Source organism: Salipiger sp. PrR002, from assembly GCF_010500775.1.
Classification (GTDB): domain Bacteria; phylum Pseudomonadota; class Alphaproteobacteria; order Rhodobacterales; family Rhodobacteraceae; genus Salipiger.
The window spans coordinates 433,269-458,108 of the sequence record NZ_JAAGOU010000001.1 but is presented as its reverse complement, the minus strand read 5'-3'; the positions used below and the strand labels follow the sequence as shown (position 1 = coordinate 458,108).

The following is a 24,840-nucleotide window of genomic DNA, read 5'->3' as shown; positions in this document are numbered from 1 at the left end:
TCCGGCGCGGCGTTTCAAGGCCGCACCGGAGAGATGGCCGCGCTGAAATGGCTCAGCCGGCTTTGCGCAATTGGGGGGCCACTTTGGTGCCCAGCACCTCGATCGCCTTGAGCATCTCGGAATGCTCGATCACCCCGATCGCCATCTGGATCGTCACCCGGTCAAACCCGAGATCCTCGCGCAGGCCAAGGATCTTGTCCACCAGCTGCGCCGGGCTGCCGACAAACATCGCGCCCTCACGGCTCATGCTCTCGTCATATTGCGCGCGGCTCTGCGGCGGCCAGCCGCGCTCGCGGCCCAGCTGGTCCATCACCTTCTTCTGCGCCGGGAAGAAGAGATCGGCGGCGCGCTGGCTGTCCTCGCCGACAAAGCCATGCACGTTGAGCGAGACGCGCGCCTGCTCGGCATGGCCGGTCTGCGCCGCGGCTTTGCGGTAGAGAGCGGCCAGCGGCGCGAACCGCCGCGGCTGCCCGCCGATGATCGCCAGCGCCAGCGGCAGACCAAGCGCCCCGGCCCGCACCATGCTCTGCGGCGTGCCGCCCGCGGCGATCCACAGCGGCAAACGGCCATCGCCGGTGGCGCGCGGGTAGACCCCGGCGCCCTCGACCGCGGGTGTATGCGTGGTGCCGGGCCATTTCAGCGTCTCATGCTCGTTGATCGCCATCAGCATCGACAGCTTTTCCTCGAACAACTCATTGTAATCGTCGAGCGCATAGCCAAAGAGCGGGAAGCTCTCGATGAAACTGCCGCGCCCCACCATCATTTCGGCGCGCCCGCCGGTCAGATTGTCGAGCGTCGCGTACTGCTGGTAGACCCGGATCGGATCGTCGGAACTGAGCACCGTCACCGCCGAGCTGAGCTTGATGCGCTTGGTGGTGCGCGCCGCCCCCGCCAGCACCGTCGCGGGCGAGGAGATCGCGTAGTTCGGGCGGTGGTGCTCGCCGAGGCCAAAGACGTCGAGCCCGACCTGATCGGCCAGTTCGATCTCTTCCATCAGGTTTTGCAGCCGCGTCTGCGCGTCGATCTTTTCGCCGGTGACCGGGTTCGTGCCCACATCGCCGAAAGTGTAGAGTCCGAGTTCCATTGCAATCTCCTTGCCTTGGCCCGGTATTTAGGGTGCGCGCGCCCGCCGCGACAGCCCTGCCCGCGCACATGGGGTGTGCGTTGGGTGATCAGGCGGGCGCTGTCAGGCGGGCGGCAGATGCAGTTCGGCGCGTTGGCCCTGCCCGCAACTTTGGGGCAGTTCCAGTGCCCCGCCGAGCCGGTCCATCGCCGCGGCCGCAATCGCCAGCCCGAGCCCGCTGCCATCGCCGCCCGCCGTGCCGCGCACAAACCGCTCGCAGGCCCGCGCGCGCAGATCGGGCGGGATGCCCGGCCCCGCGTCCTCGACCCGCAGCACACCGCATTGCAGCGAGATGCGCACCGTGGCGCCCTCAGGCGAGGCCTGCACCGCGTTCTCGACGAGATTGCGCAGCGCCGCATGCAGAAGGAAGCCGCTGGCGCGCAGCGGCGCGGACGCGCCCTGCGGCACATCCGAGCGCAAGAGCACCCCGCGCGCCTCGGCCAGCGGCGTGAGATCGGCGCATATCTCTTCACTCAGGCGGCCAAGGTCGGCATGACCCGGCGCCTCGCCCGCGCTTTCCACCGCCGAAAGTTCCAGAAGTTGCCGCACCATCCGATCGGTGCGGTCGACCGAGCGTTCGATGTTCTGCAGAGCGCGCGCCCGGGTCGCCTCATCCGGCGCGATGCGGGCGATCTGTGCCTGCGTGCGCAGCCCGGCCAGCGGGGTTTTCAATTCATGCGCGGCGAAGGCGGTGAAATCGCGCTCCGCCTCGCGCGCCTTGGCCAGCCGCCCGAAGAGACCGTCGAGCGCCGCGCGCATGGGGCGCATCTCGGCGGGCACCGGCCCTGCGGGAAGCGGACCAAGATCGCCGGGGCTGCGCAGCCGCAGCGCCTCGGCCAGACGGTGCATGGGCGCGAGCCCGCGTCCAACGCTGACCCAGATCGCCGCCGCCAGCAGCGGCAGGATCACCGCCAGCGGCAGCAAGAGCCCCTCGATCACGCCCGACACCAGCTTGTCGCGCACCGCGAGGCTGTCGCCCACCATCACCCGCACGCCCAGCGTGGTGTTCTCCACCGTGTAGACGCGCCATGTCTCGCCATCGACGGTGGATTCCGAATAGCCGGTGCCATGGGCGGCGCTCAGCTGTGCCTGCGGCGCGCCTTCGGACTGGCCCACGAGACTGCCCTGCAGCGACCATATCTGGCACGACAGCTGATGCGCGTAATCGCCATGCGCATCGAGCGGGATCGCCACCGGCGCGCCCTCGCCCGCCATGGCGATGCGCCGGTCCGAGAGCAGCGACGACACCATGCGGGCGGCTTCCGCCAGCCGCGCGTCAAGCACCTGCTGCACCTGCGCGCGGGTGGAATGCTCGATCCAGAGCACCGCCGAAAACCAGATGCCGCCGGTGGCCAGCGCGAGGATCAGAAAGAGGCGCAGCCGCAGCGACACAGGCTCAGCCCCCGCGCGCCACGCGGTAGCCAAGGCCCCGCACGGTTTCGATAAAACTGCGCCCCAGTTTGGCACGCAGGTGATGCACATGCACTTCGACCGCGTTGCTTTCGACCTCTTCCTGCCAGCCGTAGAGACGCTCTTCGAGGGCGGGTTTCGACAGGATCTGCCCCGGACGTTCCATCAGCGCATGCAGCACCGCGAACTCGCGGCGTGAGAAGCTCAGCGGCACGCCCTGCAGCACGCCGCGCATCTGCGCCGGATCAAGCTCCAGCCCGTTCCAGCGCAGCACCGCCGCCGCGCGCCCGTCGGCGCGGCGCAGGATCGCCCGCAGCCGCGCCGCCAGTTCCTCAAGATCGAAAGGCTTGCCAAGATAGTCATCCGCACCGGCGTCCAGCCCCTCGATCCGGTCCCTCACCTGATCGCGCGCGGTCAGCAGCAGCACCGGCAGGTCCGAGCCGCCGCGCCGGATCTCCGCCAGCAGGTCGATCCCCGAGCCATCGGGCAGCATCACGTCAAGCACCATGCCCGCGAACTCCGACGCCTCCAGCGCGGCGCGGGCGTCGGCCAGCGTGCCGACCGGATCAGCGGTGAAGCCCGACAGCCCCAGCCCCACCGAGAGTCCCTCGGAAAGCACAGGGTCGTCCTCGACGATCAGGATGCGCATGAAACCTCCTTGCCTCGGCGCGTTCGCTGGTAAACCTTAAGGCTTACTTAAGCAGCAATTCATAGTCGCATCACATGACCCTTTGCCCGATGCCCCGCAAGGCGCCGATGCGCGGCGCCGCTTTTGCCGCCCTTGCCTGCGCACCGCGGCCGGTGCCCGGCGCAGGCCTGCCTGTTGCTGCAACACAACAAATTGGAACCGGAGTGCGGACAAATCATACCGCCGCTCTACCTGTTTCGCGACGAGGGGTCCCGCCCATCCGGCGCGCCTCCCCCCGCCCATTCGTCGGAGCAGCCCCGCTGCACCGCCATCCCCAAACGAACGGAACCGCCAGATGACAGACATCCTCCGACCGCGCCGCAGCGTTCTTGCCGCGCTCTCGCTCGCCACATTGGGCCTGCTTTCGGCCTGCGCCAGCACGACTTCGGTGCCCCCGACCACCCCCGGCGCCATCTCGGAAGAGACGCGGATGATGTATATGGCGGTCGACGATGGCGACATCACCGTTCCGGCGATCGAGGATAAATATCTGACCGAGGCGAAGAAGCGGCAGGTGGTCGACTATTGGTCGGACGAGAAACCCGGCACGATCATCGTCGATCCCGGCGCGCGCTGGCTCTATCAGGTGCTCGAAGGCAATAAGGCCATGCGCTATTCGGTCGCCGTGGGCGCCGAGGGCCTGAGCTTTTCGGGCACCGCCAATATCGCGCTGAAGCGCGAATGGCCCTATTGGACCCCGACCCAGAACATGATCCGCCGCGAGCCGGAAACCTATAAGCCGGTGGCGAGCGGCCTGCCCGGCGGCCTCGAAAACCCGCTCGGCGCGCGGGCGCTCTATCTCTACAAGGGCGGGCGCGACACGCTCTACCGCATCCACGGCACCCCCTCGCCCTGGACCGTCGGCCACGCCACCTCGTCGGGCTGCATCCGCATGTTCAACCAAGATTCGATGCATCTTTACGAGCGCACCCCCAAGGGCACCAAGGTGATCGTGCTGACCAAGGGCCAATCCGGTCAGGGCACCGTGCCGCCGGGCACCGCCCTGCCCGCCACGGCGGCGCTTGAGGCGCCCGCCGCCCCGGCCAGCGCCAGCTGAGCCTTTGGCGCGCGGCGCACGGTGGATCGCATTCGCGTGAAGCCGGTGCCGCCGCCGCGAACGCTTAAGCTCCGGTTAAGGCCGGTCACGTCTCTGGCCCGCAAGGACGGGGGTATCCCCGCCGGAAAGGAGACCACATGAGCCATAACCTCACCCGCCGTGCCGCCCTTGGCGGCGCGCTGGCCACCACCTCGGTGCTTGCCACGCCCGCGCTGCTGCACGCCGGGACGCGCAACAATATCTCGAGCTTCGTGCGTCAGGACTGGCGCGACCATTTCGACGATCTGGGCAAAGCCACCATCGTCGCCGACACCGCGTCGCGCGCGCTGCACTTCTGGAACAGCGACGGCAGCGATTACCGCGTCTATCCCACCTCGGTGCCGATCTCGGAAGAGCTGACCAAACGCGGCTATACCTCCATCGTGCGCAAGAAGGTCGGCCCGTCGTGGACGCCCACCGCCTCGCAGATGGAGCGCTACCCCGACTGGAAGCCCATCGGCCCCGGCCCCGACAACCCGCTGGGCACCCACGCGATGTATCTCAGCTGGCCCGCCTATATCATCCACGGCACCCATGACACGCGGAAGATCGGGCGCCCTTCGTCGGATGGCTGCATCGGTCTTTACAACGAGAAGATCGCCGAACTTTTCCAGCTCTGCCCGGTCGGCACGCAGGTGCGGGTGATCTGATCTCCCCCCTCGGATCGTCCCCAGCCCGCACGTCGTGGACCCCGTCCGCGCTGCCCCGCCGGAAGGCTCTTTGCGCCTCCGGCGGGGATATTTTTGCCAAGAGGAAGCCCCGGGGCGCCTACTGGATGGCGCGGATGCCGCGATAGGCCGGGCCGAAGGTGCTGTAAGCCTCGTCGAACGCGGGCACCAGCGCGGCCACCGGCTCGATCACCTCGGCGGTGGCGGGCGGGCGGATCACCTCCTCGGGGGCGGCGCCAGTGGCGGCGATGAGCCCCAACCGCGCGGCACCGAGCGCCGCGCCGAACTCGCCCGACGCGGGCAGATGCAGCGGCGTGTCCAGCACCGTCGCGATGAGCCGCAGCCAGTAGCGTGAGCGGCTGCCGCCACCGATCGCCAGCAGATGCGACAGATCCGCGCCAGCGCTGCGCAGCGCCTCGGCGCTGTCGCGCAGGCCGAAGGCCACCCCTTCGAGCACCGCGCGGGTCATCTCGTCGCGCCCGGTCTCGGCCCCAAGCCCGGTGAAGGCGCCGCGGATCACCGCATCATTGTGCGGCGTACGCTCGCCCGAGAGATACGGCAAAAAGCGCACCCGGCCCGGCGGCTGCAGTGTGACGCCCAAAGGCGCGGTCAGCTCGGCGGGCCGCAGCCCGGCGATGCGCGACAGCCAGTTGAGACTGTCGGTGCAGGAGAGCATCACCCCCATCTGGTACCAGCGCCCCGGCACCGCGTGGCAAAAGCTGTGCAGCGCGCTTTCGGGGAGCGGATGGCAGCCATCCCGCGCCGCCAACAACACGCCGGAGGTGCCCAGCGAGACGAAGCCCTGCCCCTCGCCAAGCGCGCCGGTGCCGCAGGCGGCGGCGGCATTGTCGCCCGCGCCGCCCGCCACGGTGACCGGGCCGGACAGGCCCCAGTTTGCCGCGAGGTCTTTGCGCAGATCGCCCGCCGGGTCCGAGCCCTCGACCAGCCTCGGCATCTGGTCGCGGCGCATGTGACCGGCGGCCAGCAGTGCCTCGGACCAGTCGCGCCCGGCGATGTCGAGCCACGAGGTGCCGGCGCTGTCGGACATATCCGCCACATGCTCGCCGGTCAGATAGAGGCTGAGAAACGCCGCGGGCAGCAGCACCTTGGCGATCCGGGAGAAGACCTCTGGCTCATGGCGCTGCACCCAGCACAGCTTGGGCGCGGTGAAACCGGGAAAGACGATATTGCCCGAGATCGCGCGAAATTCGGACCGCGCGTCAAGCTCTGCCGCCTCGGCATGGGCACGGGTGTCGTTCCATAAGATGCAGGGCCGCAGCACCTGATCCTCGGCATCCAGCAGAACCGCCCCATGCATATGCCCCGCAACGCCAATGCCACGCAGCGCGGGCCACGCGGGCTCGGCGCGCAGGTCGGAGACGGCGCCTTCCAGCGCCGCGATCCAGCTGGCGGGGTCCTGCTCGGACCAGCCAGGATGGGGATGCAGCGCCTCATAGTGGCGCTCGGCGCTTGCCAGCGGCGCGCCCGCCTCATCCACCAGCAGCGCGCGCAGCCCCGAGGTCCCGAGGTCGATCCCGAGATAGGCCATAAGCTCAGTCCTTGGGCTGGGTTTTAAGATAGGTTTCCAGCGCCACCTGCGCGCCATCCGACCAGATCAGCCCCAGCCAGCGCGCAAACGCCGCGCCGAAAACGTCATTCCCGGCGATCTCGCCATAGACCGCGCGCTGGCTCAGCCATGCCTCGGGCATGTCCCGAGCCTCTGCGGCGAGCGCGGTCAGCGCGCTCCAGTTCGGGTCATTGGGCTCGATCACCGTGCCGTCCTCGAATGTGCCAAAGCAATAGCGACACCACAGCGCGCTTTCGAGCGCCAGCCCCTCGACCGAGGCGCCCTTGCGCAGACCGTCGGCGATCGAGGGTACGATGAACTTCGGCTGCCGGTTCGACCCGTCGAGGCAGAGGCGGCGGATGGTGTCCTTCACCGCGGTATTGCCAAAGCGCTCTTCGATGAGGTCGAGATAGGCCGGCGGGGTGAACTCGGGCACCGGCTGCACATGCGGCAGGATCTCCTCCTGCTCGACCTTACGCAGGAAGGCGCTGACCAGCGGGTGGCGCATGGCGTCATCGGCGAACTCGCAGCCCATGAGCGCCCCAGCGTAGGCGATGATCGCATGGCCGCCGTTGAGGATGCGGATCTTCATCCGCTCGTAGGAATGCACGTAATCGGTGAAGGTGACGCCCACTTCCTCAAGCCGCGGGCGGCCTTGCGGGAAGTTGTCCTCGAGCACCCATTGCCGGAACGGCTCGCAGGTCACCGGCACCGGATCGTCGAGGCCGAACTCCCGCGCCAGCGCCCGCTCGCCCTCGCCCGTCGCCGGGGTAATGCGGTCGACCATGGCGTTGGGAAAGGCGACGTTGGCCTCGATCCATTGCGCGAACTCCGGGTCGGAAAGCCGCGCGGTTCCGGCCACCGCATCGCGGGTGACCTCGCCATTGCCGGGGATATTGTCGCAGCTCATCACCGTGAAGGGCGGCAGCCCGCCGGCCTTGCGCGCCTTGAGGGCGGCGACAATCGCCCCAAAGACCGTCTTGGGCGTGTCCGGCGCGGCGCCATCGGCGACAATGTCGGGATGGGTGGGATCGAAGGTGCCGGTGGTGGCATCGACGTAATAGCCGCCCTCGGTCACGGTCAGCGAGACGATCCGCGTGGCCGGCTCGGACATGCGCGCGATCAGCGGGCCATTGTCGGGCGCGACCTCCACGAAATCCACCATGGCGCCGATGATGCGCGGACGCGGCCCCGAGGGATCAAGCTCGATCACCGTGGAAAGATAATCCTGCGCCGCCAGCGCCTCGCGCATCTTGCCATCGGGCGCACGCACCCCCGCGCCGCAGATCGCCCAGTCATGATCCAGCCCCTTGGCAAAAAGATCGTCGAGATAGACCGCCTGATGCGCGCGGTGGAAATTCCCGAGCCCGACATGGACGATCCCTGCCGACAGGGCGCTGCGGTCATAGCCGGGCACGGTGATGCGCTTATCGAGCGCGCCGAGCGTGTTGGTCTGGAGTTTCATCAAAGCCTCCGTCAGCTCATCCATTGTCCGCCGTCCACGTTGTAGGTCTGGGCGACGATGTAATTGGCCTCGTCCGAGGCGAGGAAGACGGCCATGCCGGTCAGATCCTCGGCCCGTCCCATGCGGCCGAAAGGCACCGCCTCGCCGACCTCGCGTTTCTTCTGGCCGAGCGGCTTGTTTTCATATTTGGCGAAGAAGGCATCGACCCCGTCCCAATGCTCGCCATCCACCACGCCGGGGGCGATGGCGTTGACGTTGATGCCGTGTTCGATGAGGTTCAGCGCCGCCGATTGCGTCAGGCTGATCACCGCCGCCTTGGAAGCGCAGTAGACCGCCACCAAGGGCTCGCCCCGGCGCCCGGCCTGACTGGCCATATTGATGATCTTCCCGCCGCCGCCGCGTTCGATCATATGTTTCGCCGCCGCCTGCATCGTAAAGAGCACCCCCGCGACGTTGATGTCGAAGACCCGCGCGTAATCCTCGCGGGTGATCTCGACCAGCGGCGCGGCGGTGAAGAGCGCGGCGTTGTTGATCAGAATGTCGATCCGCCCGAGCCGCGCCACGCTTTCGGCGACGGCGCTGTCGATGCTGGCCTGATCGGTGACATCTATATGCACCGCCACGGCGCCATCCCCCAGCGCCGCGGCGGTGGCTTCGGCGCGGGCGAGGTCGATGTCGGCAATCGCCACTTTCGCGCCCTCGCACAGATAGGCTTCGGCAAATGCCGCCCCAATGCCCCGCGCCGCCCCGGTGATCAGGGCGCATTTGCCCTGCAGCCGCATGCTCATACCCGCAGCCCCTGCGCGTCGAAACGGTGCAGCTTGCTCTCGTCCGGGGTGAGGAAGATCGTATCGCCGTGGCGCACCGGCATCTCGCCATCGACACGCACGGTCAGCGGCTCGTCGCCCAGCCCGTGATCATGCACATGCAGGAAGGTGTCCGAGCCAAGGTGCTCGGCCACACCCACCCGGCCCTGCCACAGCCCGCTCTCGGTCGAGGCCGCCAGATGCTCGGGTCGGATGCCGATGGTCGCCACGCCGTGTTTGTCGGCCTCGGCACCGCGGATCAGGTTCATCTTCGGCGAGCCGATGAAGCCGGCGACAAACTCGTTCTGCGGCGTGTGGTACAGATCCAGCGGCGAGCCCACCTGCTCGATATTGCCCGCGCGCAGCACCACGATCTTGTCGGCCATGGTCATCGCTTCGACCTGATCGTGCGTCACATAGATCATCGTTGTCTTCAGCGCGTTGTGCAGCTCGGAGATCTCCAGCCGCATGTTCACCCGCAGCGCCGCGTCGAGGTTCGACAGCGGCTCGTCGAAGAGGAACGCCGACGGCTCGCGCACGATGGCCCGCCCGATGGCGACCCGCTGCCGCTGGCCGCCCGAAAGCTGCCCCGGCCGCCGGTCGAGATAATCCGTCAGGTTGAGCGATTTCGCCGCCGCCTCGATGCGGCGGTTCTGCTCGTCCTGCGGCATCCCCGCCATCTTCATCGGAAAGGCGATGTTCTTGCGCACCGACATATGCGGATAAAGCGCGTAGCTCTGGAACACCATCGCCAGCCCGCGCTTGGCGGGGGGCATGTCGGTGGCGTCCTCGCCGTCGATGCGGATCTGGCCCGAGGTCACGTCCTCAAGCCCCGCGATCAGCCGCAGCAGCGTGGACTTGCCGCAGCCCGAGGGGCCGACGAAGACCACGAACTCGCCGTCGTTGATGGTCAGATCCAGCGGCGGGATGACGTTCACTTCGCCGAAGCTCTTGGTCACCTTGTCGAGGGTGATGCGTCCCATGTCTCTGGTCCTTCTTATTTAACCGCGCCGAAAGTCAGGCCGCGGACAAGTTGCTTCTGGCTGAACCAGCCCATGATGAGGATCGGCGCGATGGCCATGGTCGAGGCCGCCGAGAGCTTGGCGTAAAACAGGCCCTCGGGGCTGGAGTAGGAGGCGATGAAGGCTGTCAGCGGCGCCGCCTTGGCTGCCGTCAGGTTCAGCGTCCAGAACGCCTCGTTCCATGCGAGGATGATGTTGAGCAGCAGGGTCGAGGCGATCCCCGGCACCGCCATCGGCGTCAGCACGTGAATGAGCTCGTTCTTCAGCGAGGCGCCATCCATGCGCGCGGCCTCGAGGATCTCGCCGGGGATTTCCTTGAAGTAGGTGTAGAGCATCCACACGATGATCGGCAGGTTGATCAGCGTCAGCACGATCACCAGACCCAGCCGCGTATCGAGCAGCCCGGCGTCGCGGAACAGCAGGTAGATCGGCACCAGCACGCCGACGGGCGGCAGCATCTTGGTGCTGAGCATCCACATCAGCACGTCCTTGGTGCGCTTGCCGGGCACAAAGGCCATGGCCCAGGCCGCCGGGATGGCGATCAAGAGGCCAATGACGGTCGAGCCCAGCGAGATCACCACCGAGTTCCAGAAATGCCGGAAGTAGTTCGAGCGCTCCTGCACCGTGGCGTAGCTTTCGAAGGTCCAGTTCGAGAAGAGCACCTCGAAGGGCGTCTTGATCGCGTCGCCCTCGGATTTGAACGACAGGATCACAATCCACAGGATCGGGAAAAAGATCGCGATCCCCACGAGCCAGGCCAGAACGGTCACCACCGCCTTGCGCCGGTTTGTCACTGCGCGTGCCATCTCAGCCCCTCCCTTTCATTTTTCCTAGAATACTCCCGCCGGAGGCATCCGCGGCCGCAGGCCGCGCTGTGCTGCGCATCGTCATCGCTCAGGCCTCCAGGTTCTTGCCGATCATCCGCATCAGGAAGATCGCCACGATATTGGCGAGGATGATCGCCACCACGCCCCCGGCAGAGCCGCCACCCACGTCGAATTGCAGCAGCGATTGCATGTAGATGAGGTAGGTCAGGTTGGTCGACGCCACGCCCGGACCGCCGTTGGTGGTCACCAGGATCTCGGCAAAGACCGACAGCAGGAAAATCGTCTGAATGAGGATCACCACGGTGATCGCCCGTGCCAGATGCGGCACCATGATGTAGAAGAAGCGCGACAGCGGCCCGGCGCCGTCCATCTCGGCGGCCTCCAGCTGTTCCTGGTCCAGCGACTGCAGCGCGGTCAGCAGGATCAGCGTCGCGAAGGGCAGCCATTGCCAGCTGACAATGAAGATGATCGACCCCAAAGGCGCCTGCGCGAGAAAATCATAAGGTTGCAGGCCAAAGAACTTCGCCAGATGCGCGAAGAGGCCATTCACCGGGTTCATGAACATGTTCTTCCACACCAGCGCCGAGACGGTGGGCATGACGAAGAACGGCGCGATCACCAGAATGCGGACGATGCCCTGCCCCCAGAACGGCTGGTCCATCAGCAACGCCAGCAGCGTGCCGCCCACGGTGGTGATCAGCAGAACGCCCCCCACCAGCAGCAGCGTGTTCCACAGCGCCGCCGAGAAGGCCGGATCGGTCAGGAAGAAGCGGTAGTTGGTCCAGCCGGTGAACTCTTCCATGCCCGGCATCAACAGGTTGTAGCGCAGGAACGAGAAATAGAGCGTCATCGACAGCGGGATGATCATCCAGCCCAGCAGCAGCAGAACTGCGGGCGAGATCATGAGCCGGGCGGCGGCACGCGAAGCTTTGGTGGCCATGGCCTGTCTCCCTGTGGAATGAAACCTTCCGGAGCGATGCGGCAGAGGGGGGCGCCGTCATCTCTCCGGAAGAAGGTTGGTCCGATGCGTGACGCGGGTCCCGGTGAGGTGAGACCCCCGCTGCGAGGCGCGCTCTGGCGGCACGCTCCCGCTGCGGTTCGAACCGGTGAAGCCTCCGAAACTGTGGAGGTGGCGGGCCCCGGTCCCCGAAGGGAACTCCATCCCCGGAGGAGGCCCGCCCGCTTCGGGGCTTACTTGATGTAGCCGGCCTTCATCATCTCACGCTCGGTGAGCATCTGTGCCGACTGCAGCGCCTGCTCGGCAGTCACCTGCCCGGCAAGCGCGGCAGAGAACTGCTGGCCGACTGCGGTGCCGAGTCCTTGGAACTCGGGGATGGCGACGAATTGCACGCCCACATAGGGCACTTCGTCGACGGTCGGGTTCTGCGGATCGGCGGCGTTGATCGAGTCCAGCGTCATCTGTGCGAAGGGTGCCGCCTCGAGATACTCGGGGTTCTCATAGAGCGAGGTGCGGGTGCCCGGCGGTACGTTCGCCCAGCCCTCTTTCGAGGCCACGAGCTCGAGGTACTCTTTCGAGGTCGCCCATTCGACGAAGGTCTTGGCCGCGTCTTCCTTCTGGGTGCCTGCGGGGATGCCGAGGTTCCATGCCCAGAGCCAGTTGCCGCGCTTGCCAAGCCCGTTGTCCGGCGCCAGTGCAAAGCCGACCTGATCGGCGACCGAGGATTCCTCGGCATTGGTCACGAAGGACGCCGCCACGGTGGCGTCGATCCACATGCCGCATTTGCCCGACTGGAATAGCGCGAGGTTCTCGTTGAAGCCGTTCGACGACGCGCCCGGCGGGCCGTAGTTGTTCATCAGGTCGAGGTAGTCGGTCAGCGTCGCCTTCCATGCCTCGCTGTCGAACTGCGGCTTCCAGTCCATGTCGAACCAGCGCGCGCCGTAGGAGTTGGACATGGCGGTCAGGAAGGCCATGTTCTCGCCCCAGCCCGCCTTGCCGCGCAGGCAGATGCCGTAGACTTCACCCTCCTTATCGGTCATCGCCGCCGCGGCTTCCTTGATGAAGTCCCAGGTCGGCGCCTCGGGCATTTCCAGACCAGCGGCGTCCATCAGGTCCTTGCGGTACATGACCATCGAGCTTTCGCCGTAGAACGGTGCCGCGTAGAGCGAGCCATCGACGGTCAGACCACCGCGGATCGCCGGCAGCAGATCGTCGGCGTCATAGCTCTCGGGCATGTCGTCGAGGCTGACCAGCCAGCCGCGCTCGCCCCAGATCGGAACCTCATAGGTGCCGATGGTCATCACGTCGAACTGGCCGCCCTTGGTGGCGACGTCCTGCGTCACGCGCTGGCGCAGCACGTTCTCTTCCAGCGTCACCCACTCGACCTTGATGTCGGGGTGCTGCTCGTTGAAGGCGTCCATCAGACCCTGCATGCGGATCATGTCGCCGTTGTTCACCGTGGCAACGGTGATGGTGGTTTCGGCCATGGCCGCGGTGGAAAGCGCACCGAGCGCGCACGCGCCCATCAGCGCGCGGATGGTAACTGACATGAGAAATCCTCCCTGAATTCCGACACTGGCAGACCCGCCGCTCTCCTCGACTGAGCAACTGCCCGTGTGATGGGCAAAAGCTCACCCAGTGAGGCGAGTCGAGTCAAGCTCAATTTGGCGTCAGAAGCTTTAGGAAGTGCTGAGGATTTCGGCGGCAGTCAGTTCGTCGGTAACCAAGCCCTGCACGAGACGCCCTTTAAGAGCGGCACGCAAGGCTTTGATTTTGCTAACGCCTCCAGCGACGCAGATCACCGGGTTCTGGTTCTGCGGCACGCGCACGCCAACCATGAACTCATTTACCGGATGATCGAGGTAGCGGCCCTCGGAATCGAAGACATGGCCACCCAACTCGCCCGCAGCGCCAGCGGAACGCAGGCTACTCAACTCTTCGGCGGTGATGAACCCGTCCACAAACAGCGGCGCGTCATCCGCCATCTGCCCGATTCCGACCACGGTGACATCCGCATCCTTGGCCAAGGCGCGCGAGCTGACCACATGCGGCAGGCTGCGGTAGGTGGCGAACTCTTCGGCGTCGCGCGCCATAACCGGCACCGACATCGGGTAATGCGGCGCGCCTGTCTTGTCGGCGATGCGCATGATGACCTCGTAGAAGGACGCCGACCCGTCCGGCGCGACGTTGCCGATCAGCGAGACCATGCGGTGGTGCCCGGCGTTGATCGTCTGCATCTGCTCGATCATCGCGCGCAGCGTCCGCCCGGTGCCAAGCGCGATCAGCTGCGGCGTGGGATTGGCGAAGATGCGCTCCATCTCGGCGGCGGCAAAGGGCGCGATCGCCCGCAACGCATCCTGCCCGCCGTCGGCGCGAGGCGCCACCCGCGCCCGCACCAGCCCAAAGCGCTGGCGCAATTGCTGTTCAAGCTCGAGACATTCGGCGATCGGGTGGTCGATGCGCACCTTCACCAGTCCCTCGGCCATGGCGCGCGCCACCAGACGCTGCGCGCGCTGGCGCGAAATCCCAAGCTCGTCGGCGATCTGATCCTGCCGCAGCCCGCCCACGTAATAGAGCCATGCGGCCCGGGCCGACAGGTCCTGCGGCGAGGCTTCCCCCTCATCGATGCTGCGCAAGGCCATGATCACTCCCCCCTGATAAAAGCCTGTGGTGCAAGATGCGGAAGTTCCGCGAAACATGCAAATTGTCGGTGCGGCAGCGCGTCCGGATCCGCGGCAACCGCGCCCTCGGCCATATGGCTGCCGCCGGTGAACTGCCAGACCTGCATCCCCGCCGCGAGCCCCGCGGCGATGCCCGCCAGCGAGTCCTCGATCAGCAGGCAGCGCTCTGGCGCGATGCCAAACTTGCCAGCCGCGTGCAGCGGAAGATCCGGCGCGGGCTTGCCGCGTGCCACTTCCGATGCCGTCGTGATGCGGCCCGCAAACGCCTCGGTGAGGCCGGTCATCGCAAGGCTGGAGGCGACCCGCGCCGGGCTGGAACTGGTCGCCAGCCCGTAAGGCACGCGCAACCCGCCCAACACCTCGCGCAGATGCGGCATCACCCGCAGCCCCTCTGCCTCGAAGGCGGCCAAGAGCCGGGCGCGGTAATCGGCCTCGAAGCCCTCGGGCAGCAGAATGCCGAATTCCTTACGGATTTGCGCCAGAACCACCGGATAGCTGCGGCCCAGAAAATGCCGCGAGACATAGGGGATATCGACACTCACCCCATGCTGCGCCAGTTCGTCAACAAGCATCCGCAGCGAGATGATCTCGCTGTCCACCACCACGCCGTCGAAATCGAAAAGCACCAGCTCTATCGGCTGTGTCACGCCCGCCCCCTCGTTATGTCAACATAACGACAGAAGCCGCGCCCGGCGGCAACCCCCGGAAACTGCGTATTTGCGGGAACAATGAAAGGCAGGACGCGGCGCTTGCACGGGCCACCCAACGCGAAAAGGGCCGCGGCAATGCCCGGCCCCTTTCATTGTTCTTCAAATACGCATCGGACCGCCTCAGCCGAGCGCCACGCCCTCGCGCCCGGCCAGATCGAGGAAGAACTGCCAGGCGACCCGGCCTGAGCGCGCGCCGCGCGTGGCCTGCCATTCGATTGCCTCGGCGCGCAGGCGCGCTTCGTCGATGCTCACGCCATGGGCCGCGCAATAGCCGCGGATCATGTCGAGATATTCATCCTGCGAGCACGGATGGAAGCCCAGCCACAGACCGAAACGGTCCGACAGCGAGACCTTCTCTTCGACCGCCTCGGAGGGGTTGATCGAGCTTGACCGCTCGTTCTCGATCATATCGCGCGGCATCAGGTGGCGGCGGTTCGAGGTGGCGTAGAACAGCACATTGTCGGGCCGCCCTTCGATGCCACCATCCAGCACCGCCTTGAGGCTTTTGTAGTGCTGGTCGTCATGGCTGAACGACAGATCGTCGCAGAACAGCACGAACCGATGCGGCGCGCCGCGCAGCACGTTGAGCAGGCGGCTGACCGAGGGCAGATCCTCGCGCTGCAACTCGACCAGCTTCAGCCGCTCGCCCCGCTGCAGCGCCTCGGCGTGCACCGCCTTGACGATGCTCGACTTGCCCATGCCGCGCGCGCCCCAGAGCAGCGCGTTGTTGGCGGGCAGCCCGCGGGCGAATTGCAGCGTGTTCGACAGCAGCGTGTCGCGCGAGCGGTCGATGCCCACCAGAAGATCCAGCGCCACGCGGTTCACCTGCGCCACCGGCTCCAGCCGGTCGGGCTCGGTGTGCCACACGAAAGCGTCCGCCGCGTCCAGATCCGGAGCGGCAAGCGGCGCCGGAGCCATACGCTCCAGCGCCGCTGCGATGCGTTTCAACGCGTTACTCGTCACGGGGTCCGGTCCTCCTGACCTTCGTCTTCATCCTCGTCCTCGAACCACAGGCCCTGCGCCTTCAGCTCTTTCTCGCGCTTCTTCTCGACGATGCGCACGAGGAAGATCGACACCTCATAGAGCCCGTAGACCACCACGAAGAGGATCGCCTGCGTGGTCACATCCGGCGGGGTGACCAGCGCGGCCAGCACGAGGATCGCCACCACGGCGTATTTGCGCACCGAAGCCAGACCACCCGCGGACACCAGCCCGGCCTTGCCCATGAGGGTCAGCAGCACCGGCAGTTGGAAGCACAGGCCAAAGGCGACGATGAACTTGAGCGTGATGTCGAGGCTCTCGTTCACCTTGCCGAAGAAGGTGATCTTCATGCCCTCGGTCGTCTCGGGCACCACCGCGGTGTCGGCAGGCAGGTTCGACGGAATGCCGTCGGTGGCCTGCGCCAGAAGGTTGGCGAAGATCGAGCTGACGTCGGCGAAGCCGAGGAAGAACTGCATCGCCAGCGGCGTCACCACGAAATGGGCAAAGCTGGCGCCGAGCAGGAACATGATCGGCGAGGCGATCATGAACGGCAGGAAGGCGTTCTTTTCGGATTTGTAGAGCCCCGGCGCCACGAAGCGCCAGAGCTGGAACGAGATCACCGGGAAGGCGAGCCCGAAGCCGAACACCATCGAGATGCGGAACAGGGTGAAGAGATATTCCTGCGGCGAGGTGTACTGCATGGTCGGCGACGGATCGCCGAGCGCGCGCAGTGTCTGCTCGATCGGGCCGAGCAGGAACTGCAGGATCGGCTCAGCCACCGTGAAGGCAAGCACGATGCCGACGATGAAGGCCGCGACAGCGCGAATGAGCCGCGTGCGCAGCTCGGCCAGATGCTCGATCAGCGGGGCCGAGCTGTCCTCGATCTCGTCATTGTCGATCTGGCTCATGCCTCACCGTCTTTCTTCATCGCCGCTTCCAGCTCTTCGGCCTTCTTCGCGGCGTCCTCGGCGCGTTTCGCCGCGGCCTCTGCCTCACGCTTCTGGCGGTCGGCGGCGGCGCGGGCGGCACTGGCCTCGATCTTCTGCTTGTTCGCGGCCCGCTCTGCGTCGAGCGCGCCGGGATCTTCTTTCAGCCCTTCGGACTTCTTCGGCGGCGTCGGGTCGGTCATCGACTTGGCCGCGTCGCGCACCCCATCCATGGCCGAGTTCACCGGGTTGGTCGCCGTCTTCAGCGTCTTGGCCACGTCACGCACGCCTGCTTCATCCGCGGCGTCGTTCATCGCCCGGGTGAACTCGCGCGCCATACCGCGCGCCTTGCCCATGAAGCGCCCCATATTGCGGAACAGCACGGGCAGATCCTTCGGACCAACGACGATCAGCGCTACGATGCCGATCACCATCAGTTCCGACCAGCCAAGATCGAACATGGATCAGACCTTGTCTTTCTCGCTCTCGGGCGTGACGTCCTTGGCCTCTTCGGCTTTCTCGTCCTCGAGTTCCTTGCCGCCCTCGCTCACGCCCTTCTTGAACGCGGTGATGCCCTTGCCGACTTCGCCCATGAGGCTGGAAATCTTGCCGCGGCCGAACAGAACCAGCACCACGACCGCGATCAGAAGAAGGCCGGGAAGGCCGATATTGTTGAGCATGTCCTTAGTCTCCAATTCGCCGCCCACTGTCCCAGGCCATCGGCCCCCGGGCGGCACGTCGCACTTGTTCCCCGGTTTCTAGGCGTCTTCCACGCGACACGAAAGCGTCAAAGCCTGTCATCGCCCGCGCCGCTGGGGGTTTTCTTTCGGCTTTGTGACAGTATTCTGTCAGGTGCCAATATTCTGTCAGTTGGGCGGCACGCGGTGAGTCGCGAAGCGCCCGAATCGCCGCCCCATCGCCGTCCCAAGGAGCCCGCGTGATGAAAAAGACCGACCGCCTCTATGCGCTGATGCAGCGGCTGAAGGATGGCGCGTTGCACACCGCCGAGGCGCTGGCCGAAGAACTGGGCGTCTCGGTGCGGACCATCTATCGCGACATGGACACGCTGGCCGCCTCGGGCGTGCCGATCGAGGGCGAGCGCGGGCGCGGCTACACCGCGCGCGCTGCCTTCACCCTGCCGCCGCTGAACCTGAGCGAGCTCGAGCTCGAAGCGCTGCACCTCGGCCTTGCCGCCGTCGGTCAGGGCGGGATGCCGGATCTGGCGCAGGCCGCCGAGAGCCTTTCGGCCCGCATCGACGCGCTGCTGCCCGAGGATGGCGAGACGCAGGGAGCCTTTGGCTTTGCCACCTATCCGTTCCGCGATGCCGCCGAGGGATTTCGCTTCATGCCCGACTTCCGCGCCGCGATCCGCGCCCGGCAAAAGCTGCGCGTGACGCTGAAGGATCGCGCCGAGCCGCAGGAGTTGCGCCCGCTGCACATGGACTATTGGGGCCGGATCTGGACCTGCATCGCGTGGAACGAGACGGCGCGCGGGTTCGAGACCCTCCGCATCGATCAGGTCAGCGACGTGACGCCCCTGCCCGGCCTCTTCGTCGATGAACCGGGCAAGAGCCTCGCCGATTACCGCGCGCAGGCCCGCTGACCGCGCTTCGCGCTTGACCGGAGGGCCTTGCCGCGGCGACGCTGAGGCATGGATCAGAGCGTTGCCACACGGGGCTTTTTCCCCTCCGAATACCACAGCCGGCTGGAGCGGGCGCAGGCGCGTATGGCCATGTCGGGCATCTCTGCGCTGCTGCTGACGACCGAGCCCGAGGTGCGCTATTTCACCGGCTTCCTGACACGGTTCTGGGAAAGCCCGACGCGGCCATGGTTCCTTGTGGTGCCGGCCGAGGGCGATCCGGTGGCGGTGATCCCCTCGATCGGCGCACATCTGATGGCGCAAAGCTGGATCACCGACATCCGCTGCTGGAGTTCCCCCGATTACGAGGACGATGGCATCTCGCTGCTCGCCGAGGCGCTGGCCGAGGCGGTGCCGCCGGGCGAATGGGTCGGCGTGCCGAGCGGCGGCGAAACCCATCTGCGCATGCCGCTGACCGACTGGGAGGCGCTGAAGCACCGGCTGCCCGACCGGCTGTTTGGGCCCGATGCGGGGATCATGCGCAAGTTGCGCATGGTGAAATCCGAGGCCGAGATCGCCTGTATCCGCGCCGCCTGCGACGTCGGCACCCGCGCCTTCGCCCGCCTGCCCGAGATCCTGCGCCCCGGCGTGCCACTGTCGGAGGTGTTCCGACGCTTCCAGATCCTCGCGCTGGAGGAAGGTGCCGATTGGGTGCCCTATCTGGCCGGGGCTGCCGGACCGGACGGCTATGGCGACGTGATCTCTCCGGCCAGCCAGACGCCGCTCTGCGAGGGCGACGTGCTGATGCTCGACACCGGGCTGATGCGCGATGGCTATTTTTGCGATTTTGACCGCAACATCTCGCTCGGCACCGCCGCGCCCGGTGTTCTCGATGCCCACGCGCGACTGCTCGACGCCGTGCAGGCGGGGTTCGCCGCCGCCCGCCCCGGTGCCCGCGCCAACGATCTGTTCCGTGCGATGGCCGCGATCACCGGCGGGTCGGACGTCGGGCGGCTGGGCCATGGGCTGGGCATGCAACTGACCGAGCCGCCTTCGCTGATCGCCGCGGACGACACGCGGCTGGAGCCGGGCATGGTGCTGACGCTGGAGCCGGGGATCGCGCTCTCGCCCAGCCATATGCTGGTGCATGAGGAGGACATCGTGATCACCGAAACCGGCGCCGAATGGCTCACCACCCCCGCCACCAGCCTGCCGGAGGTGCCGGTATGAGCGACGCCCTGAAAGGACTGCACTTCCCGCATGAGCTGGACCCGGTCCGCGCCGCGCAGGTTGGTCTGATCGTGCTGCAGTCGGATGAGACCATCGAGACGGATTTCCGCCAGTTGATCCCGCCGGAACTGGAACTTCTGGTCAGCCGCATCCCCTCTGGCGCCGAGGTCACGCCCGACACGCTGGCGGCGATGGAAGGTTATATGACAGCCTCTGCCGCGCTTTTCCCGCAGGGCGCAGAACTGGCGGCGGTGGGCTATGGCTGCACCTCGGGCACCGCGCAGATCGGTGCCGCGCAGATCGCCGCGCGCATCCGCAAGGCCATCGACGTGCCGCAGGTGACTGAACCCGTCTCGGCCCTCATCGCCGCCTGCCGCAGCCTTGGTGTGCGGCGGCTGGCGATGCTGTCGCCCTATCTGCCCGAGGTCTCGGAGCGGCTGCGCGAGGTGCTGGCGGCTGCGGATATCCACACGCCGGTCTTCGGAAGCTTCGAGATCGAGGAAGAGGCCCGCGTGGTGCGCATCTCGGCAAGCTCGATCGTCGAGGCGGGCACGGCGCTGATCGCGCAGGCCCCCGAGCCGGTGGACGCGCTCTTTTTGTCGTGCACCAACCTGCGCGCCCTGCCCGCCATTGACGCGCTCGAGGCAGCGACGGGGCTGCCGGTACTGGCCAGCAACAGCGTTCTGGCGTGGCATCTGGCGCGGCTCGCCGGTCAGCAGGCGCGGGGGCCGGGGCGACTGCTGCGCGCCAGCCCACCGCCGCTGCGCGCCGCCGAGTAAAAGTCGACCCAAAAAATCGCCCGAAAAGGCCGCTCTGCGCGGCGGATCGGCGATTGACGCAAGGGGCCTCAACAGGCATCGAGCCACTAAGATTCGACCTCAGCGCGCCCCTCACTTCGCCCCATTTCTCCCCGGAGGCCCTCATGTTCCAGCTTGTCACCAGTGTCTGGTCGCTTCTTCTTGGCGTCTTCCTGATCATGATCGGCAACGGCATGCAGGCCACGCTGATGGGCGTGCGCGGCGATCTCGAGGGGTTCTCTACCTTCGAGCTGTCGCTGATCACCTCTGGCTATTTCCTTGGCTTCCTCGTGGGCTCGCGACTGACGCCGAAGATGATCCGCAAGGTCAGCCACGTGCGGGTCTTCGCGGCGCTCGGCTCGATGATGTCGGCGCTGCTGATCGCCTTCCCGCTGCTGTCGGACCCATGGAGCTGGACCGCGCTGCGGGTGCTGCTCGGGTTCTGCCTGTCGGGGCTCTATGTGACCTCGGAAAGCTGGCTCAACGACCGCGCCACCAACCAGACGCGCGGCACGCTGCTGTCGGCCTATATGGTGGCGCAGACGCTGGGCATGGTGGCGGCGCAGGGCCTGCTGAACTTCGGCGATGCGGCGGGGTTCTCGCTGTTTGTCGTCGCCTCGATCCTCGTGTCGGTGGCCTTCACACCGGTGCTGCTGTCGGCGGTGCCGATCCCGGCGGTGGAATCGATCAAGCCGATGAGCCTGCGCCAGCTTTACGACCGCTCGCCGCTGGGCACGATCGGCACGCTGCTGCTGGGCGGGGTGTTCTCGGCGCAGATGGGCATGGCGGCGGTCTATGGCGCCAAGGTCGGGCTGTCGGTGCAGGAGATCTCGGGCTTCGTGGCGGCGCTCTTCATGGGCTCGTTCCTGTTCCAGTTCCCGGTGGGCTGGCTGTCGGACCTGATGGATCGCCGGGTGATGATCCTGACGCTGGCGGCGGTGGGCGCGCTCACCTGCGGCATCGCGTTTTTCTACAGCCAGTCGCTCACCGCGCTGCTGGTGGCCGGTCTGATCATGGGCGGCATGGCAAGCCCGCTCTATTCGCTCTTCATCGCCTACACCAATGACTACCTCGAGCTTGAGGACATGCCCGCCGCGGCAAGCGGCATGGTGTTCATCTATGGCGTCGGCGCCATCGCGGGCCCGCTGGTCACCGGTCAGGCCATGGACATCGCCGGGCCGCAGAGCTTCTGGGCTGTGCTGACCGTGCTTTTCGCGATGATCGCAATCTATACCGCGTGGCGGATGACACGCCGTCAGGCGGCGGATGGCGATCGGTCGGCCTATCTCAACGTTCTGCCCAACTCGTCGACCGTCGCGGTCGGTGCCGCCTATGAGTGGTACGCCGAAGCCGCCGCCGAAGAGGAAGCGGCCGCCGAGGCCGAGGAGAATGCCGGGACGCAGGGCCACTGACGCGCTGCCGCGGATCTACAGACATAAGGCAGACATGAAAAAACGGGCCCGAGGGCCCGTTTTCTTTTGCCTCAAAGACCGCTGCGCGATCAGGCCGCGGCTTCGGCCTTGGCGCTGGCGAGATACTCCAGCAGGTTTTCCGGGCTGGAGACGCCATAGGGGTCTTCGCCGTGGTTGTCGCACAGGCCCGGCTCTTCGAACCATGCCTCGACCACACCGTCGTTGATGATCGCCGCATAGCGCCACGAGCGCATGCCGAAGCCGAGGTTGTCCTTGTTCACCAGCATACCGATGCGGCGGGTGAACTCGCCCGAGCCGTCGGGGATGACCGAGACGTTCTCGAGGTTCTGCGACTTCGCCCATTGGTTCATCACGAAGCTGTCGTTCACCGACATGCAGTAGATCGCGTCGATGCCCTGCTCGCGGAAGGTCTCGGCGTTCTTCTCGAAGCCCGGCAGCTGGTAGGTCGAGCAGGTCGGGGTGAAGGCGCCCGGCAGCGAGAACAGGATGACGCGCTTGCCTTTGAAATAATCGGCAGTGGTCATGTCCTGCCAGCGGAAGGGGTTCGGACCTTCGATGGACTCGTCACGCACGCGGGTGCGGAAGGTGACATTGGGGAGGGCGACACCGGCTTTCATGGCACTGGTCCTTTCGTGTATCTGGCACTTCGAATTCCTCCCTGCCGCTGGGATAATTTCGCTGCTCCAAAGACGCAACCGCCGATCTTGCCCCGGGTGCCGCAGCGATGCACAAGCGGGCCTGCCTGCTCAGCAATTGCGCTTTGTGCCGGATCGGCGTAGGGGAGCGTAACGTATCTGCCGTCCCGCAGCCGGACCGGGCCCGGGCGCAGGGGTGGAACCTGCGCGGACAACGGTCTATCTTGCGGGCAATCTGACCCACATCGCGGGGGAAACGCTTTGCGAGACCTGAAGATCCCGGCGCAGCGCCATCCGGAAAAGGCGCATCGGCCCGACAATGCCCAGCCCAAGAAACCGGACTGGATTCGCGTCAAGGCGCCCGGCGGCGCGGGCTATAACGAGACCCGCCGCATCATGCGCGAGCATGGTCTCGTCACCGTCTGCGAAGAGGCTGGCTGCCCGAACGTGGGCGAGTGCTGGAGCCAGGGCCACGCCACCATGATGATCATGGGCGACATCTGTACCCGTGGCTGCACCTTCTGCAACATCGCCACTGGCCGCCCCGACACGCTCGACGTCTTCGAGCCGGGCCGCGTCGCCGACTCGGTCGCCAAGCTGGGGCTGAATCACGTGGTGATCACCTCGGTGGACCGTGACGACCTCGACGATGGCGGGGCCGAGCATTTCGCCCAGACCATCCGGGCGATCCGTCACCGTGCGCCTGCCACCACCATCGAGATCCTGACGCCCGACTTCCTCAAGTCGAAGCCCGGCGCGCTGGAAACGGTGGTCGCGGCGCGCCCCGACGTGTTCAACCACAACCTCGAGACCGTGCCCGGCCTCTACCCCGAGGTGCGCCCCGGTGCCCGCTACTTCCATTCGCTGCGCCTGCTGCAGCGCGTGAAAGAGATGGACCCGCATATCTTCACCAAGTCGGGCATCATGGTCGGCCTCGGCGAAGAGCGTCAGCAGGTCGTGCAGGTGATGGACGACATGCGCGCCGCCGACATCGACTTCCTGACCATCGGCCAGTATCTGCAGCCGACGCCGAAGCACCACCGCGTCGACCGTTTCGTCACGCCCGACGAGTTCGCCTCGTATGAGAAGACCGCGTTCGGCAAAGGCTTCCTGATGGTCTCGGCCACGCCGCTGACCCGCTCGAGCTATCACGCGGGCGATGATTTCGCGCGGCTGCGCGAGGCCCGCGAGGCCAAGCTCGCCAAGGCCTGAGCGCGGCGCATCTTCGCAAAACGGAAACGCCCTCGCAGTCATCTGCGAGGGCGTTTGTCGTGTAAACCGTCCCTAGGTGGGCCGTCCCCTTGGACCGGTATCGGTCCCCGTCTTCTTGCGCCTTAATCCCTGCGCCCAAGTCCGAAGACCGAGCACAGCCCCACGATCAAAAGCAGCAGCGACGCTCCCAGCCGCCAGAGCGACAAACCTTCGCTTGCCTCAGGCATCAGCCACAGCGCGAAGGCCGAGAGCGCCAGAAGAAATCCCACCATCTGCGTCAGCACGCGCAGCCCCAGCATCACCGGATCATTGGTCTCCGTAAAGCGGGGGTCCCCCATCGACATCGTGCTTCCTCCAACTCGTCACGTTCTTAACGAGGATAGGTTCTGACGCCGAAACGCGTCAGGATTGGGGCACGACCGGGGAAGACACCCGGCGATTTCGCGCCCTGCCCCGAGGTCATGCGCCGCAAGTCCTAACGCAAGGTTTCGCCTCCGCAGAGGCGCGCTCATAAGCCGCCCATCAAGGGTTGAATCCCCCGCCCAAGGGTGTATAGAGCGCCATCCCTCCGCGAGATCACGTGAACCGCGCAGTCTCTCGTGGGCAGGTGCGGAGTGGACTGCCTGCCCTATGAAATGCGCCCGGACAGAAATGGAGCACACATGCCGCTTTATGAGCATGTTTTCATCACGCGTCAGGATCTTTCCAACGCGCAGGCTGAAGGCCTTGTCGAACACTTCGGCACCGTCCTTTCGGACAACGGCGGCAAAGTCGTCGAATCCGAATACTGGGGCGTGAAGACCATGGCCTACAAGATCAACAAGAACCGTAAAGGCCACTACGCCTTCCTGAAGACCGACGCTCCGGCGACCGCGGTTCAGGAAATGGAGCGTCTGATGCGCCTGCATGACGACGTCATGCGCGTTCTGACGATCAAGGTCGAAGAGCACGCCGAGGGCCCCTCGGTGCAGATGCAGAAGCGCGACGAGCGCGAAGGTCGCGGCGAACGCCGTGGTCGTAACTGAT

General features: G+C 66.3%; 26 protein-coding genes. 8 read left to right on the top strand and 18 right to left on the bottom strand.

Annotation, left to right across the window (positions count from 1 at the left end):
- Nucleotides 1-52 precede the first annotated feature (52 nt).
- From G0A00_RS02220 to G0A00_RS02210, 3 genes are all read right to left on the bottom strand, one after another.
- Nucleotides 53-1,084: an LLM class flavin-dependent oxidoreductase gene (locus G0A00_RS02220; RefSeq protein WP_164181700.1), complete on the bottom strand. Its 1,032-nt coding sequence runs from the start codon at nt 1,082-1,084 to the stop codon at nt 53-55.
- A gap of 102 nt (nt 1,085-1,186) precedes the next feature.
- Nucleotides 1,187-2,515, bottom strand: coding sequence for an ATP-binding protein (locus tag G0A00_RS02215; protein WP_368667650.1), 1,329 nt, complete (start codon nt 2,513-2,515; stop codon nt 1,187-1,189).
- A gap of 4 nt (nt 2,516-2,519) precedes the next feature.
- On the bottom strand, nt 2,520-3,182 hold the full coding sequence (locus tag G0A00_RS02210; protein ID WP_164181697.1) for a response regulator: 663 nt from the start codon (nt 3,180-3,182) through the stop codon (nt 2,520-2,522).
- A 334-nt stretch (nt 3,183-3,516) separates the two neighbouring features.
- Between G0A00_RS02210 and G0A00_RS02205 the strand changes: the two genes are divergently transcribed.
- Entirely contained in the window at nt 3,517-4,278 is a 762-nt protein-coding gene (locus tag G0A00_RS02205; protein ID WP_164181695.1) for a L,D-transpeptidase, read from the top strand.
- A gap of 137 nt (nt 4,279-4,415) precedes the next feature.
- Complete coding sequence (locus tag G0A00_RS02200) at nt 4,416-4,967, top strand: L,D-transpeptidase (protein ID WP_164181693.1); 552 nt, start codon at nt 4,416-4,418, stop codon at nt 4,965-4,967.
- Nucleotides 4,968-5,085: 118 nt separating this feature from the next.
- Here the strand turns inward: G0A00_RS02200 and xylB are convergent, their stop codons facing one another.
- The 13 genes from xylB to G0A00_RS02135 all read right to left on the bottom strand — a co-directional run bounded on the left by xylB (nt 5,086) and on the right by G0A00_RS02135 (nt 17,608).
- Nucleotides 5,086-6,534 carry a xylulokinase gene (gene xylB, locus G0A00_RS02195; protein ID WP_164181690.1) on the bottom strand — a complete coding sequence of 483 codons (1,449 nt, stop codon included), beginning with the start codon at nt 6,532-6,534 and terminating at the stop codon, nt 5,086-5,088.
- A 4-nt stretch (nt 6,535-6,538) separates the two neighbouring features.
- Nucleotides 6,539-8,017 carry a mannitol dehydrogenase family protein gene (locus G0A00_RS02190; RefSeq protein WP_164181688.1) on the bottom strand — a complete coding sequence of 493 codons (1,479 nt, stop codon included), beginning with the start codon at nt 8,015-8,017 and terminating at the stop codon, nt 6,539-6,541.
- Between the two features lie 11 nt (nt 8,018-8,028).
- Complete coding sequence (locus G0A00_RS02185; protein ID WP_164181773.1) at nt 8,029-8,799, bottom strand: L-iditol 2-dehydrogenase; 771 nt, start codon at nt 8,797-8,799, stop codon at nt 8,029-8,031.
- Nucleotides 8,800-8,801: 2 nt separating this feature from the next.
- A complete protein-coding gene (locus G0A00_RS02180) occupies nt 8,802-9,806 on the bottom strand; it encodes an ABC transporter ATP-binding protein (protein WP_164181686.1) in 1,005 nt (334 codons plus the stop codon).
- 14 nt (nt 9,807-9,820) lie between these two features.
- Nucleotides 9,821-10,651 (bottom strand): carbohydrate ABC transporter permease, encoded by an 831-nt coding sequence (locus G0A00_RS02175; protein ID WP_066100257.1) that lies wholly within the window; start codon nt 10,649-10,651, stop codon nt 9,821-9,823.
- A gap of 88 nt (nt 10,652-10,739) precedes the next feature.
- On the bottom strand, nt 10,740-11,612 hold the full coding sequence (locus G0A00_RS02170; RefSeq protein ID WP_066100260.1) for a carbohydrate ABC transporter permease: 873 nt from the start codon (nt 11,610-11,612) through the stop codon (nt 10,740-10,742).
- Nucleotides 11,613-11,863: 251 nt separating this feature from the next.
- The gene (locus tag G0A00_RS02165; RefSeq protein ID WP_164181684.1) at nt 11,864-13,180 is read right to left on the bottom strand and encodes a sugar ABC transporter substrate-binding protein; all 1,317 of its coding nucleotides are present in this window, start codon (nt 13,178-13,180) and stop codon (nt 11,864-11,866) included.
- Between the two features lie 129 nt (nt 13,181-13,309).
- Entirely contained in the window at nt 13,310-14,272 is a 963-nt protein-coding gene (locus G0A00_RS02160; protein ID WP_164181682.1) for a sugar-binding transcriptional regulator, read from the bottom strand.
- 2 nt (nt 14,273-14,274) lie between these two features.
- Nucleotides 14,275-14,958, bottom strand: a complete 684-nt coding sequence (locus tag G0A00_RS02155) for an HAD-IA family hydrolase (protein ID WP_164181680.1) — start codon at nt 14,956-14,958, stop codon at nt 14,275-14,277.
- 183 nt (nt 14,959-15,141) lie between these two features.
- A complete protein-coding gene (locus G0A00_RS02150; protein WP_164181771.1) occupies nt 15,142-15,939 on the bottom strand; it encodes an ATP-binding protein in 798 nt (265 codons plus the stop codon).
- 41 nt (nt 15,940-15,980) lie between these two features.
- Nucleotides 15,981-16,910 (bottom strand): twin-arginine translocase subunit TatC, encoded by a 930-nt coding sequence (locus tag G0A00_RS02145; protein ID WP_164181678.1) that lies wholly within the window; start codon nt 16,908-16,910, stop codon nt 15,981-15,983.
- Entirely contained in the window at nt 16,907-17,389 is a 483-nt protein-coding gene (tatB, locus tag G0A00_RS02140; protein WP_164181675.1) for a Sec-independent protein translocase protein TatB, read from the bottom strand. The genes G0A00_RS02145 and tatB overlap by 4 nt, the downstream gene beginning before the upstream one ends.
- 3 nt (nt 17,390-17,392) lie before the next feature.
- A complete protein-coding gene (locus G0A00_RS02135; protein WP_066100275.1) occupies nt 17,393-17,608 on the bottom strand; it encodes a twin-arginine translocase TatA/TatE family subunit in 216 nt (71 codons plus the stop codon).
- A gap of 260 nt (nt 17,609-17,868) precedes the next feature.
- Between G0A00_RS02135 and G0A00_RS02130 the strand changes: the two genes are divergently transcribed.
- The 4 genes from G0A00_RS02130 to G0A00_RS02115 all read left to right on the top strand — a co-directional run bounded on the left by G0A00_RS02130 (nt 17,869) and on the right by G0A00_RS02115 (nt 21,946).
- A complete protein-coding gene (locus tag G0A00_RS02130; protein WP_164181673.1) occupies nt 17,869-18,531 on the top strand; it encodes a YafY family protein in 663 nt (220 codons plus the stop codon).
- Between the two features lie 48 nt (nt 18,532-18,579).
- Entirely contained in the window at nt 18,580-19,737 is a 1,158-nt protein-coding gene (locus G0A00_RS02125) for a Xaa-Pro peptidase family protein (RefSeq protein ID WP_164181671.1), read from the top strand.
- Complete coding sequence (locus G0A00_RS02120; RefSeq protein WP_164181669.1) at nt 19,734-20,516, top strand: aspartate/glutamate racemase family protein; 783 nt, start codon at nt 19,734-19,736, stop codon at nt 20,514-20,516. The genes G0A00_RS02125 and G0A00_RS02120 overlap by 4 nt, the downstream gene beginning before the upstream one ends.
- 143 nt (nt 20,517-20,659) lie before the next feature.
- Nucleotides 20,660-21,946, top strand: a complete 1,287-nt coding sequence (locus G0A00_RS02115; protein ID WP_164181667.1) for an MFS transporter — start codon at nt 20,660-20,662, stop codon at nt 21,944-21,946.
- Nucleotides 21,947-22,035: 89 nt separating this feature from the next.
- Here the strand turns inward: G0A00_RS02115 and G0A00_RS02110 are convergent, their stop codons facing one another.
- A complete protein-coding gene (locus tag G0A00_RS02110) occupies nt 22,036-22,584 on the bottom strand; it encodes a peroxiredoxin (RefSeq protein WP_164181665.1) in 549 nt (182 codons plus the stop codon).
- Between the two features lie 279 nt (nt 22,585-22,863).
- Here G0A00_RS02110 and lipA point away from each other — a divergent pair, with 279 nt between their 5' ends.
- On the top strand, nt 22,864-23,814 hold the full coding sequence (lipA, locus tag G0A00_RS02105; RefSeq protein WP_066100294.1) for a lipoyl synthase: 951 nt from the start codon (nt 22,864-22,866) through the stop codon (nt 23,812-23,814).
- A gap of 122 nt (nt 23,815-23,936) precedes the next feature.
- Here lipA and G0A00_RS02100 read toward each other — a convergent pair whose 3' ends face one another.
- Complete coding sequence (locus G0A00_RS02100; protein WP_066100297.1) at nt 23,937-24,158, bottom strand: hypothetical protein; 222 nt, start codon at nt 24,156-24,158, stop codon at nt 23,937-23,939.
- Nucleotides 24,159-24,476: 318 nt separating this feature from the next.
- Between G0A00_RS02100 and rpsF the strand changes: the two genes are divergently transcribed.
- Entirely contained in the window at nt 24,477-24,839 is a 363-nt protein-coding gene (gene rpsF, locus G0A00_RS02095; RefSeq protein ID WP_066100300.1) for a 30S ribosomal protein S6, read from the top strand.
- Nucleotide 24,840: the final 1 nt, after the last annotated feature.